A 12,450-nucleotide genomic window follows, 5' to 3' on the forward strand; every position below is an offset into this window, starting at 1 on the left:
AACGCCATTGTATGACATTCTATTAATTCAACCACTTAAGGTTATCAACGTGCTTCACTTATTAGCCTTAACATAAGCAGGGTTTTTTGATATTTGATAAACAGGTATGATGAAAAGACTATAAATCTAAAGGAATTAATTACAATGAAAGTTATCCGCCTTGTTCTTGGCAAGCTTATTTTATTGCTCAATGCCGTTTTTTCTCCCAAGCCTCAGCAACGCAGCACTGAAGAACAACAACGCATCAACAAAGAGTTGGAGTCGATGTCGCTCTACCAATTTGAGTCCTGCCCTTTCTGTGTGAAGGTTCGCCGAGCAGCGAAGAAAATGAACCTACCACTAGAGACTGTTGATGCCAAAAAGCCTGATAATGAGCAAGCCCTTATTAATGGCGGCGGTAAACGTAAAGTGCCTTGCTTACGTATCGAAGATGAAGCTGGCGATGTTACCTGGATGTATGAATCTAACGATATCATCCAATACCTAGAACAACGTTTCGCCTAACCCTACACATCCCTAAAAGGTATCACACCATGGCTTATGGGTTGAAAAAGTGAGCCAGCTCAAGCCCCTAAGCCATAGGTTGTGCAATTCCCTGCTTTTAATGTCACACTTTTCTTTCTTTTACACAGCAGCACTCTAGCCTAATGAAAAAAACCAAAGTCATCACTACCGACGATATCTTACTTAAGCTTTGCCAGTCATTTTCAGGCGTACTATCAGCAGCAACCGACAGCCAAGTTAGTTACTCTGCAATGGTGCAAAAAATCAACAAGACCAGCCTAAAGCCAGATATCGGCTGCTTCGTTCTTTTTGATGGTGGTTTTACCGGGCTGGTTGTCGCCAATTTTTCTCACCAGGCAGCCCTCGAACTCTACCAAGAATACATGCTCAAGATGGGCATGTCGGCAGATGATCTGGCTATTCACCATACATCAGACGAGGTTGCCGATGTCCTGGGTGAATTGATGAATCAGGTAGTGGGAGATTTCACCGGCAAAATTCGCCGTGAACTTCAGGTATCAATCACTCAGAACCAGCCTAAAATGCTAGCGCTGAACAAACAGGTTTTACTGTCCGTTGACACTAACCTAGACCGTCCTCAGGCAAGGCGTGTCAGTTTTACAACTGATAATAACAACATCTTCTACCTTGAACTGGCCATGGACAAAACTGAGTTTATCCAATTGGAAGAGTTTGACCAAGCTGAAGACTGCGATCCCGACAGCATTATCGAAGCCGCACAAAGTCAGCCTCGGCCAAAAACTGAAACCAAGGCAGCAGAGGTTGATCTGGACCTCCTCGACGAACTCGGCATCTAATCCTTCTCTGTACACTTTCACTTCGCCCCAACTGGCTATTTGACCTCTTGGGGCAACACCACTCACTGATGAAACATATGCTTCCGCTCAGCTTTGCTAGACTGAGTTAAAAAAAGGTTTGAGGCTGTGTTTATGTATCGTCAGCGTTGTTGCTCACTTATTCTAGGTGCGATTCTGTGTACCCCTTCTCTCTTGCACGCAGAGAAGATCAACTATAGCGAGCTGGAAAACGGTGACTCGATTACCATCCCTTTAGATCAACTCCTGCCAACCCAGGCTGTCCTCGATTACGATCAAATCTTTGCCAACCTGCAGCGATATAAAGCTGATCTCAAGAATATGTATAACGACCTGTGTAGGGTTAACGGTGCCAAAGGTGTTAAAAAGTGGGATGACAATTCCATACCGACTGATCCTGAAACCTATCAATGCACTGGTAAAGCAGGCCAAGATACTGATGTACTAAGTACTGTTGTTATTGGCCCAGAAGAAGGAGTGCTCTACCTGACTGAGGGCCTTACACTACTATCGACATTCTGGGATATGCCCAATGGTGGGACCAGCGTTCCAATCACCGTTAAAGTCAATCACAACCTATTGGGTTCCGGTGACGATTTCTGGGCCGAAATGAACAATGACAATGAGGTTTGGTTGGTCAATGAGAAAGGGAAAAAGATAAAACCCGATGATCTGCCTGAATACATCGGCATGAAGCAGCTAAAGCATGATAAATACCTCTCACTGGTAAATTTCCTTAATGGCATCAGTTACAAACCACCCAAACCTGATGGCAAAGACAACAAAACCGCTTCAGTCCCTTTTCTTGCTCTTAATTGGGCGCTGGAGCTGCGCCAGCATATGAAAATCACCGATTACGATCTTAACGATCCGGAAGAATATGCAACCGCCTTAACTGAAGCCGCCACCATCATGGTTGATCTTCCCGATGATGAAGTGATCGGAAAATCCAAGCGCAGTGCAAGTGAAATGGGCCAATTAGATCAAGTCGACAGCAAAGCGCTTGAAGAGTTAGTTACCAACGAAAATTCGGCCTTTGGATTGGCCCTTGCCTACCGCTTAGAAAAGAAAGAGAAATCAACACCTAAAGCGGTGCTTGAGGAACAAGAAGCCCAGAAAGAGAAAGAAGAGCTAGAAAAACAAGAGCAGGAGAAAAAAGCTAACGAAGAAAAAGCTGAAGTCGATAAAGACGCTGAAGATGGAAAAGAGAAACAAACCGAAAGCGACAAAGAGAAATCAGACAAGGACGGTGAAACTAATGAGTAGCCTCTCCGCCCAATCATACTGCGCGTTTAGTAACCGTTACTTACGGTGATTCTTCGCCAAAAACGCATCAAGCTTGTTGGCAAAGTTCTGCCTATCGGCCTGACTCAATGGCGCAGGGCCGCCTGTTTGTACACCAGAGCTTCTCATTGTTTCCATAAAATCACGCATTTGAAGGCGCTGCTTAATGGTATCTTTGGTGTACATCTCACCGCGAGGGTTCAGGGCGTGGGCTCCCTTGGTGATCACTTCATCGGCAAGCGGGATATCGGCCGTTATGACCAGATCGCCTGGCTCTGCTTGCTGAACAATGTAGTTGTCAGCCACATCAAATCCAGATTCGACCTGAATTGACTTAATATGCGGTGAAGGTGGTACGCGGATAAACTGGTTTGCCACCAAGGTAACAGCCACCCCTACCCGGTTTGCGGCACGGAACAAAATTTCCTTAACGACATTAGGACAAGCATCAGCGTCGACCCAAATCTTCATTTTTCTTCCTTCTATGTATTGAACGCAGTTAGCTTCATTACCGTAATATAACAAAAAGCCGCCTCTACCCGGCGGCTTTTAGCACAATATGTATCCAGTAACGTGTTTAGCCGTTCAGGCCTTTCTTCGCTAGGTACTCGTCATAGGTACCGTGGAAATCTTCAACACCGTCTTTGGTAATTTCAAGGATACGTGTCGCAATCGAAGATACGAACTGGCGGTCGTGGGAAACGAACATCAGGGTACCCTTGAAGTTTTCAAGCGCCAAGTTCAATGACTCGATCGATTCCATATCCATGTGGTTAGTTGGTTCATCCATCAGTAGGATGTTTGGCTTTTGCATAATCAGCTTACCAAACAGCATACGACCTTGCTCACCACCAGAAATTACTTTCACAGACTTCTTGATGTCATTTTGTGAGAACAACATACGGCCAAGAATACCACGAACAGTTTGCTCATCGTCGCCGTCTTTCTTCCATTGACCCATCCACTCAAGCAGTGTCATATCTTCTTCGAAGTCAGCACTGTGGTCCTGAGCGTAGAAACCAATGTTATTGTTTTCTGACCACTTCACCATGCCGTCCATCGGCTCCATTGCACCAGCAAGGGTATTTAGAAGAGTCGATTTACCAATACCGTTCTCACCGATGATCGCGATACGCTCACCAACTTCAACCAACATCTTCACACCGTTGATCAGAATGTTGTCACCGTAGCCCTGCTTCAGGCCTTCAACTTCCAATGCGTTACGGAAAAGCTCTTTTTCCTGGTCAAAACGGATAAACGGTGATTGGCGGCTCGATGCTTTCACTTCATCTAGCTGAATTTTATCAAGTTGTTTCTGACGAGATGTCGCTTGCTTCGCTTTAGATGCGTTAGCAGAGAAGCGGCTCACAAAGGTTTGTAGCTCAGCGATCTGTGCTTTCTTCTTGGCATTGTCTGCATGCAGGCGCTCACGAGCCTGTTCCGCAGCAATCATGTACTCATCATAGTTACCAGCGAATAGGCGAAGTTCACCGTAATCAAGGTCAGCCATGTGCGTACAAACACTGTTTAGGAAGTGGCGGTCGTGCGAGATGATGATCATGGTGCAGTTACGCGCCAAAAGAACTTCTTCCAACCAGCTGATTGTATGGATATCCAAGTTGTTGGTTGGTTCGTCAAGTAGCATGATGTCTGGGTCAGCAAACAGCACCTGAGCAAGAAGAACTCGTACTTTAAGGCCTGGCGCAACGGCACTCATTAGGCCAAAATGCTGCTCTTCAGGAATACCAAGACCAAGTAGAAGTTCACCTGCACGCGCTTCAGCTGAGTAACCGTCCATTTCGGCGAACTCAGTCTCAAGGTCGCCTACACGCATACCGTCTTCGTCAGACATTTCAGGCAATGCGTAAATGCGGTCACGTTCTTCTTTGACTTTCCAAAGCTCTTTGTGGCCCATGATGACAGTATCAACCACAGAGTATTCTTCATAAGCGAACTGATCCTGACCTAACTTTGCCATACGTTCGTTAGGGTCAAGTGAAACAGTACCTCCTGACTGCTCTAGTTCGCCGCCAAGGATTTTCATGAAGGTAGACTTACCACAGCCGTTCGCTCCGATTAGGCCATAGCGGTTACCACCACCAAATTTAACTGAGATATTCTCAAACAGTGGCTTGTCGCCGAACTGCATTGTGATATTAGCTGTTGAAATCAATGTACTGTTCCAATAATGATGTCTATCAAGCAATAAAAAAGCCGCCATTAAAGACGACTTCCTCACCATGTACGCGGAGTATAACAGCTTTTGTGAACTTCATCACGGGTTGATTTCAATGCTTAATAGCACCACACCGTTACCCCGTCACTAGAAATCAAAAACCTACCTCACAAAACCCAACCTCAGAATAGAAACCAGTTGAATATAAACCAAGTTCTCAGGACAATACGATTAAGAACTGAATGTTACCCTTCTCGCTTAATCAATTAAGCATCATTAACAATTAGGTGAAATATAAAACAAATACGCTTATTTTATTATTAATTTGTTTTTATATTACTTTAATTACATCAAAACCATTTACTGATATTTCATCATTCATCTCGCGACATGTTTTGTTACAGTGCTCAATATGACCTAGGTCTCAACAAGCATGACGTATTCCTTCTTTCAATAACTCTTTTCAGTAAGATTATGTCAGGCATTCGTTAAATCAATTTCTAAGTTTGAAATCAGTTTGTCTATTTCCATTATGCTAGCGTCAATCACATCTTCGTTTTTGCAGTTAAGTTAGATGTCAGATGCAGCAAGGAAATCATGGATCTATGGGTTGCAGGAGCAACATTTGATACAGGGATGTTAATAGATTCAAGGTTGTTGGTGATTTTTATTTAATAACGCTCATATACATATTTTGATTATCAACCATCAACATTCTGTACCTATTTATATTTTGCGAGAATAAACATGATTATCCCATTGCTATCGCTACCCATCATATTTGGTGCGGGTTATTTGATTGTTAAGAAATACAACACGCAAGCCGCGCTTTTTGCAGCCGGTCTATTAATGATCCTTATCGGTGTCGCTGCCGGTAATAGCGATTTCCTGCCTTCTGGTACTAATTCATCTGGTGCCATTGTTTTTGACTTCTTCCTTGTTATTAAAGCACTTTCATCATCCACGGTTGCTAACCTTGGTTTGATCATTATGAGTGTGGCGGGTTTCTCTAGTTACATGAACCACATTGGTGCCGCCAATGCCATGGTACAGGTTTCAACCAAGCCGCTTTCATTGATCAAGAGCCCTTATGTTGTTCTTGCTCTTACCTACGTACTTGGCCAGATCATCAACATCTTTATCCCATCTGCTGTTGGCCTGGCAATGCTACTCCTTGTTGCCATGTACCCAGTATTGGTTCGTATCGGCTGTACGCCTGCTTCTACGGCGGCTGTACTAGCCACAACCGCTTGTTTGGACCTTGGCCCAGCCTCAGGAAACTCGCTGAAAGCTGCAGAAGTTATCGGTATTGATGCTGCAACTTACTTTGTTAACCACCAGATCGTTGTTGCCCCAGTGATCATGGCTGTCATCGCGGTTCTTCACTTCTTCTGCCAGCGCTGGTTCGACAAGAAAGATGCAGAAAATGGCGTCACTCACGAGCTAAAAGAAGTTGAGCAAGAAACGGTTGAGGCGCCTAAGTGGTTTGCAATTCTTCCTATCCTACCACTACTGATGCTACTAACATTTAGTAACTTCGCTATCTCCTGGATTAAAGTCGATGTTGTAACAGCGATGTTCACCAGCTTGTTCATCGCTATGGTATGTGATTTCATCGTTAACCGTGACGGCAAGAAAGTAGCAGCTTCATTGAAGATCTTCCTAGATGGTATGGGCAAAGCATTCGCTAGCGTTGTATCGCTAATCATTGCTGCACAAACCTTTGTTGTCGGTTTGAGCACCATTGGTTTTATCGGCATGTTGCTAGGTGCAACATCGACAGCCGGTCTTGGTTACCTTCCGATGATCATTGTTATGGTCACCATCATTGGTGCAACAGCGCTACTATCAGGTTCGGGTAACGCGCCATTCTTCAGCTTCTCGGATCTGGCACCACAGATTGCAGGGACACTAGGCGTATCTACTGCCGCCTTTGCTCTACCAATGCAGCTGTCTTCAGGTATCTTCCGTTCATTCTCACCTGTTGCCGGCGTTGTTATTGCCTGTGCAGGCGTTGCTGGTATCTCTCCTATTGAACTGGTGAAGCGTACTGCTATTCCTATGATGGGTGGTTTGGTTACCCTTGTTGCAATGAGTGCTATGCTGGGCTAATACTGGCTCAGAACTACACATTCAATGAATTAAACGGGCTATCTAGCCCGTTTTTTTACGAATTATCAGCTACCTCGCTTTGTGTTGCCTTCCTTTTCGAACTAAGTTTGATACAGATATTTGCTAAAGGATGAGCGATGCTAAAGTTATCCCCCTTATACACCATACTGCCAATGGCTACCTTACTGCCGGTATCAAGCTATGCTGCACAAGACTGCCACAGTATTACTGACGATACCGAGCGGTTAGCTTGTTATGATTCGCTATCTCGCTCAATGGAAAACCCCTCACTTGCTACAGATGGACAAGCTGCAGATAAGCAGCCAGACGATTTCAACCTAGATGAAATGTCCATTAGCGGAATTAGCCATTACTTTAACCAACGAGAACTGTTTCGTTTAACGCCCCATGAGCCCAGCTATATATTGCCGGCATCTTATAACGACAAACCTAATGAAGAAGTCTGGCAACAACTTAGGCCAGGTTCAGAAATGGATAACCTTGAGGTCAAATTTCAGATAAGCGGCAAAATAAAGCTCTGGGATAACCTGTACAAAGATAACTGGGATGTGTGGTTTGGCTATACCCAAACTGCATGGTGGCAACTCTATAATTCAGGTGAATCCGCACCATTCCGGGAAACTAACTACAGCCCTGAAGTTTTTGTCAGTTACTATTCCAATTATGACGTGTTCGGCTTTCAACTAATTGCCACTGATTTTGGTTTGATACATCAATCCAATGGGCGCTCTGAACCGCTATCGCGCAGTTGGAACCGGATATATGCCAATTTTGAACTCACTAAAGGCAACTTCCTGTTATCAATCCAGCCTTGGTACCGACTGCCAGAAGATGCTGATGACGATGACAATCCGGACATTGATAAATACCTAGGTTACGGCAACTACCGCTTGAGCTATAAAAGTGATGGGCATTTAATGAGCATCCTGCTGCGAAATAACTTCCGCACCAGCGATAACAAAGGGGCTGTTGAGCTAAGTTGGGCCTTCCCTGTCTACGAGACCGTTAAGCTCTATTTGCAATACTACAACGGCTATGGTGAAAGCCTTATCGACTATGACCATTACACCAACCGAATTAGCCTTGGGCTGTTGATTTATGACTGGATATAACAGTTAAGCCAGCCTGAACCCCCATTAATTTTTATTGAGTTTAAGTGAACCACCTCCAGCAGTAGACTTTAATTACTGAAACGGAGGTGGTTATGCACGAATTAGATGAATACTGTGAACAAATTGAATTTAACCTTAATCAAGCTGAAGCCGAAGCATTAGGTTTGAAGGAAAGATCCAGTCATTCTCATCATTATATTCCTCCCCTCCTAACCTTTGCCTTTCTACTGCTTTTCTTTTTTTGAGGTTTCGATGGAAATGAATATGTTCAAGCGCCTAAATGATCTCTGGTCGTCTGAATTTACCGGACTACTAACTCTGTTTTTAGGCGTGTTGGCCTTAATGGTTTGAAAAGCCAACAAAATAAGCACCTAGCATTATCCTGTTGATTTACGTTTTCGCTAGGGCTGCGTTCTATATGATAAGGAGTGAATTATGAGTTACAAAAACATCATGTTAGCACTAGACTTCGATGATAATACCGAGGCCGTACTAAAAAAAGCCGAAGAAGTCGCTACTGCATTCCCAGACGCCAAACTCAACATTATTCATGTCAACATGGATTTTGAAGATTACGATTTTGGTATTTTGGATATTAATCTCGACGACTACGAAAAAAAAGAATTACATGCATCTGTTGATGAGATGAAAAAACAGATCCAAAATATGCAAGTCGCAGTTGATAAATATCTAGTATGTTGTGGTGTGGTTGAAAACGAAATTCGTTACAGTATCAAAGAGCACAATGTTGACCTGCTACTCATGGGCCACCACAAAACCAACGCATTCACCCAAATCTTCTCTGAAGCCGCAGCACTAGTACGCAATATGCCATGTGACCTTCTATTGCTAAAAATATAATGGGTATTATCAGGCCATTTAGTCACTATTCGTTATGACCAAATAAAAAACGGGCTCGAAAGCCCGTTTTTCTCTATCCGGTAAGGATTATTCCCAATCTAGGATAACCTTGCCTGACATTCCAGAACGCATAATGTCGAAGCCTTCCTGGAAATCATCAATCTTGTAGTGGTGAGTGATGATTGGCGTTAGATCCAGACCTGACTGAATCAAGCTTGCCATCTTGTACCAGGTTTCGAACATTTCACGACCGTAGATACCCTTGATGATCAAGCCTTTGAAGATCACCTGGTTCCAGTCGATACCCATGTCTGATGGTGGAATACCTAGCAGGGCAATCTTACCACCGTGGTTCATGCTAGTTAGCATGCTGTTAAATGCAGAAGGCACACCAGACATCTCTAGGCCAACATCGAAGCCTTCGGTCATGCCTAGCTCAGCCATAACGTCTTCTAGCTTCTCTTCCGCAACGTTTACTGCACGGGTAACGCCCATCTGACGGGCAAGATCCAAGCGGTATTCGTTCACATCAGTGATCACAACGTGTCGTGCACCAACGTGCTTAGCAACTGCAGCTGCCATGATACCGATTGGGCCAGCACCTGTGATCAGTACGTCTTCACCAACAAGGTCGAAAGACAATGCAGTGTGTACTGCGTTACCGAACGGGTCAAAGATAGACGCTAGGTCGTCAGAGATACCTTCAGGGATCTTGAATGCGTTGAACGCAGGGATCACTAGGTATTCAGCGAAAGCACCTTCACGGTTTACACCAACACCTGTAGTGTTGCGGCAAAGGTGAGTACGGCCACCACGGCAGTTACGACAGTGACCACATGTGATGTGACCTTCGCCCGATACGCGGTCGCCAATTTCAAAGCCACGGACTTCCTGGCCAATGCCTACAACTTCACCCACATACTCGTGACCAACAACCATAGGGACAGGAATTGTCTTCTGTGACCACTCATCCCAGTTGTAGATGTGTACGTCTGTACCACAGATAGCCGTTTTCTTGATGCGGATAAGTAGATCGTTATGGCCAAGCTCAGGCTTGTCCACTTCGGTCATCCAAATGCCTTGTTCAGGCTTTAGTTTCGAAAGTGCTTTGATTTTCATTATTTGTTCCTACTGCAGGGTAGAATTGCAAGGGCTGATACATTGCCAGCCCTTTGCCCTTGAACTACTGGGAATATGGACTTAAATGATGCCCATGTCTTTGCCCACTTCAATGAAGGCATCGATAGCTTTGTCTAGTTGCTCTGGAGAGTGAGCCGCTGACATCTGAGTACGGATACGTGCTTGGCCTTTTGGTACAACAGGGAAAGAGAAACCAATAACGTAGATACCTTTCGCAAGTGCACGCTCGGCAAATTCAGCCGCAACTTTTGCATCACCCAGCATGATTGGGATGATAGCGTGGTCAGCACCGCCCATAGTGAAGCCAGCCGCTTCCATACGTGTACGGAAGTGCTCAGAGTTTGACCATAGGCGATCACGTAGGTCACCGCTTTCTTTCAGCAGGTCGATTACGCGGATTGAAGCGTTAACGATAGCCGGCGCAACAGAGTTAGAGAATAGGTACGGACGAGAACGCTGACGTAGCCAGTCGATGACTTCTTTCTTACCAGAAGTGTAACCGCCTGAAGCGCCCCCCATTGCCTTACCTAGGGTACCGGTGATGATGTCGATACGGTCAACAACATCGTGGAACTCGTGCGTACCAGCACCGGTTTTACCCATAAAGCCTACAGCGTGAGAGTCATCAACCATCACTAGTGCACCGTACTTGTCAGCTAGGTCACAGATTGCAGGTAGGTTGGCAACAACACCGTCCATAGAGAATACGCCGTCAGTTACGATAAGCGTATTGCGGGCACCCGCTTCTTTAGCGGCAATCAGCTGCTGCTCAAGCTCTTCCATGTTGTTGTTCGCGTAACGGAAGCGCATTGCTTTACATAGACGAACACCGTCGATGATTGAGGCATGGTTCAATGCGTCAGAGATGATCGCATCTTCTTTGCCCAAAATAGTTTCGAACAGGCCAGCGTTAGCATCGAAGCAAGATGTGTAAAGAATAGTATCTTCTTTACCTAGGAATTCAGATAGTTTCTGCTCAAGCTCTTTGTGGATGTCTTGAGTACCACAGATAAAGCGAACAGATGCCATACCGAAGCCGTGCTTATCCATACCTTCCTGACCTGCTTTGATTAGCTCAGGGTGGTTAGCAAGACCAAGGTAGTTGTTGGCACAGAAGTTAAGTACTTCTTCACCCGTGCTGATTTCAACAGCAGCTTTTTGCTGAGATGTAATTACACGCTCAGATTTGTACAGACCTTCAGCTTTTACTTCTTCTATTTGCTGTTTGATTTGATCATAGAATGCGGCAGACATGATGTTCCTCACAATAATATCGTTTGCCAGTCGCCACCGATTGACAACCAGCACAAATACGCGTGCAAAACGCCTATTTGAGCAATATTTCCATTTATAGATTAGGTGATTTACCTGCAATTAATGCAATTTCACAGGATCTTTGAACTACAGCCATTCTAATCAAAGAGCATTCAGACTATTATCCCCTCTCGTGGAAAAGGTCTCGTGAATTATGGACACAAATAAACTAATCGCCTTAATGCCTGAATTGGCAGTCTTTAAAATAGTTGTTGATGAAGGCAGCTTTACTGCTGCAGCAAGAAAGCTTGGTGTCACCCCTTCGGCTTTGAGCAAACAGCTTTCCCGATTGGAACAGACCTTATCAACCAAGCTGCTCGAGCGTACTACCCGCAAATTGGTCATCACCCAGTCGGGCAAGGGGATCTACGATCAATGCTGTTCGCTGCTGGAAGCGACCAAGCAAGTGGTCGAGTTCACCAGTTCAGAGCACGAAACGCCTTCAGGCTCAGTCACTGTCGCAGCGCCGAAAGCCTTTTTGAGTATCGTCCTGCAACCTATGGTCCTGCCTTTCTTGACCCAATACCCTGATATCGAGCTAAAACTCAAAGCAAGGGATGGCGATATAGACCTTATCTCAGAAGGCATCGACGTCGTGTTCCGCCTTACAGAAAAGCCCACCGAAGGCTTGGTGCTCAAGCAGCTGGGCAAAGTCAGTTTAAGTCTGTGTGCTAGCCCAGACTACCTCGAGCAGCGAGGCACACCTACTCACCCAACGGAACTGTTGGACCATGACTGCCTCTACCTAGGCGAAACGACCACCGACCATATCTGGGATTTCGTCAAAGACGGAGAAATGCACACTATCCACGTCACGGGACGCTACGCTGTAAACCATTCCCAGATGCGGCTACAGGGAGTGATGGATGGCTTAGGGATAGGCATTTTCCCCGACTTTGTTATCAAACAGGCCCTCAAAGAAAATAAGGTCAAGCCGGTACTGGAAGATTGGACTATTAAAGGTAATTACCAGGGTGATATTGCCTTGCAATTCGCCCAGACCAAATTCATGCCTGCCCGCCTCCGTGTATTTATCGACTATGTTGCCGAGCATATGGCGAAGTATACCGTTTCATAACCCCTGAAGTGG

12 protein-coding genes are annotated in these 12,450 nt (G+C 45.1%); 8 read left to right on the forward strand and 4 right to left on the reverse strand.

All coding sequences use genetic code 11. The features are described from left to right. The first annotated feature begins 144 nt into the window (after positions 1 to 144). From BIZ37_RS09010 to BIZ37_RS09020, 3 genes are all read left to right on the forward strand, one after another. Positions 145 to 504 (forward strand): glutathione S-transferase N-terminal domain-containing protein, encoded by a 360-nt coding sequence (locus BIZ37_RS09010; protein ID WP_187461212.1) that lies wholly within the window; start codon positions 145 to 147, stop codon positions 502 to 504. A gap of 143 nt (positions 505 to 647) precedes the next feature. Beyond that, positions 648 to 1,322: a DUF3334 family protein gene (locus tag BIZ37_RS09015; protein ID WP_187461213.1), complete on the forward strand. Its 675-nt coding sequence runs from the start codon at positions 648 to 650 to the stop codon at positions 1,320 to 1,322. Between the two features lie 132 nt (positions 1,323 to 1,454). Further along, complete coding sequence (locus tag BIZ37_RS09020) at positions 1,455 to 2,606, forward strand: ParB/Srx family N-terminal domain-containing protein (RefSeq protein ID WP_187461214.1); 1,152 nt, start codon at positions 1,455 to 1,457, stop codon at positions 2,604 to 2,606. A gap of 36 nt (positions 2,607 to 2,642) precedes the next feature. On the opposite strand, the gene BIZ37_RS09025 is transcribed toward BIZ37_RS09020, so the two are convergent. Continuing rightward, positions 2,643 to 3,095 carry a YaiI/YqxD family protein gene (locus BIZ37_RS09025; protein WP_187461215.1) on the reverse strand — a complete coding sequence of 151 codons (453 nt, stop codon included), beginning with the start codon at positions 3,093 to 3,095 and terminating at the stop codon, positions 2,643 to 2,645. Between the two features lie 106 nt (positions 3,096 to 3,201). Further along, positions 3,202 to 4,797, reverse strand: coding sequence for an ABC-F family ATPase (locus tag BIZ37_RS09030; RefSeq protein ID WP_107298473.1), 1,596 nt, complete (start codon positions 4,795 to 4,797; stop codon positions 3,202 to 3,204). A 753-nt stretch (positions 4,798 to 5,550) separates the two neighbouring features. On the opposite strand from BIZ37_RS09030, the gene dcuC reads away from it, so the two are divergent. The 4 genes from dcuC to BIZ37_RS09050 all read left to right on the forward strand — a co-directional run bounded on the left by dcuC (position 5,551) and on the right by BIZ37_RS09050 (position 8,906). Further along, complete coding sequence (dcuC, locus tag BIZ37_RS09035) at positions 5,551 to 6,912, forward strand: C4-dicarboxylate transporter DcuC (protein ID WP_187461238.1); 1,362 nt, start codon at positions 5,551 to 5,553, stop codon at positions 6,910 to 6,912. 137 nt (positions 6,913 to 7,049) lie between these two features. Beyond that, positions 7,050 to 8,045: a phospholipase A gene (locus BIZ37_RS09040; protein ID WP_187461216.1), complete on the forward strand. Its 996-nt coding sequence runs from the start codon at positions 7,050 to 7,052 to the stop codon at positions 8,043 to 8,045. A 92-nt stretch (positions 8,046 to 8,137) separates the two neighbouring features. After that, on the forward strand, positions 8,138 to 8,290 hold the full coding sequence (locus tag BIZ37_RS09045; RefSeq protein ID WP_187461217.1) for a hypothetical protein: 153 nt from the start codon (positions 8,138 to 8,140) through the stop codon (positions 8,288 to 8,290). A gap of 190 nt (positions 8,291 to 8,480) precedes the next feature. Then, positions 8,481 to 8,906, forward strand: coding sequence for a universal stress protein (locus BIZ37_RS09050; protein ID WP_107298318.1), 426 nt, complete (start codon positions 8,481 to 8,483; stop codon positions 8,904 to 8,906). Between the two features lie 87 nt (positions 8,907 to 8,993). Here BIZ37_RS09050 and tdh read toward each other — a convergent pair whose 3' ends face one another. Together tdh and BIZ37_RS09060 are read right to left on the reverse strand one after the other, a co-directional pair. Further along, the gene (gene tdh, locus BIZ37_RS09055) at positions 8,994 to 10,025 is read right to left on the reverse strand and encodes an L-threonine 3-dehydrogenase (protein ID WP_107298319.1); all 1,032 of its coding nucleotides are present in this window, start codon (positions 10,023 to 10,025) and stop codon (positions 8,994 to 8,996) included. A gap of 81 nt (positions 10,026 to 10,106) precedes the next feature. Continuing rightward, a complete protein-coding gene (locus BIZ37_RS09060) occupies positions 10,107 to 11,300 on the reverse strand; it encodes a glycine C-acetyltransferase (protein ID WP_107298320.1) in 1,194 nt (397 codons plus the stop codon). Positions 11,301 to 11,514: 214 nt separating this feature from the next. On the opposite strand from BIZ37_RS09060, the gene BIZ37_RS09065 reads away from it, so the two are divergent. Next, positions 11,515 to 12,438 carry a LysR family transcriptional regulator gene (locus tag BIZ37_RS09065; RefSeq protein ID WP_187461218.1) on the forward strand — a complete coding sequence of 308 codons (924 nt, stop codon included), beginning with the start codon at positions 11,515 to 11,517 and terminating at the stop codon, positions 12,436 to 12,438. Positions 12,439 to 12,450 lie beyond the last annotated feature (12 nt).

It is taken from the genome of Photobacterium sp. BZF1 (genome assembly GCF_014349205.1).
Taxonomy (GTDB): Bacteria; Pseudomonadota; Gammaproteobacteria; order Enterobacterales; family Vibrionaceae; genus Photobacterium.

Coding starts and splice junctions, on each gene's coding strand:
- BIZ37_RS09010 (WP_187461212.1), top strand. CDS start 145: ATGAAAGTTATCCGCCTTGTTCTTGGCAAGCTTATTTTATTGCTCAAT.
- BIZ37_RS09015 (WP_187461213.1), top strand. CDS start 648: ATGAAAAAAACCAAAGTCATCACTACCGACGATATCTTACTTAAGCTT.
- BIZ37_RS09020 (WP_187461214.1), top strand. CDS start 1,455: ATGTATCGTCAGCGTTGTTGCTCACTTATTCTAGGTGCGATTCTGTGT.
- BIZ37_RS09025 (WP_187461215.1), bottom strand. CDS start 3,095: ATGAAGATTTGGGTCGACGCTGATGCTTGTCCTAATGTCGTTAAGGAA.
- BIZ37_RS09040 (WP_187461216.1), top strand. CDS start 7,050: ATGCTAAAGTTATCCCCCTTATACACCATACTGCCAATGGCTACCTTA.
- BIZ37_RS09045 (WP_187461217.1), top strand. CDS start 8,138: ATGCACGAATTAGATGAATACTGTGAACAAATTGAATTTAACCTTAAT.
- BIZ37_RS09050 (WP_107298318.1), top strand. CDS start 8,481: ATGAGTTACAAAAACATCATGTTAGCACTAGACTTCGATGATAATACC.
- tdh (WP_107298319.1), bottom strand. CDS start 10,025: ATGAAAATCAAAGCACTTTCGAAACTAAAGCCTGAACAAGGCATTTGG.
- BIZ37_RS09060 (WP_107298320.1), bottom strand. CDS start 11,300: ATGTCTGCCGCATTCTATGATCAAATCAAACAGCAAATAGAAGAAGTA.
- BIZ37_RS09065 (WP_187461218.1), top strand. CDS start 11,515: ATGGACACAAATAAACTAATCGCCTTAATGCCTGAATTGGCAGTCTTT.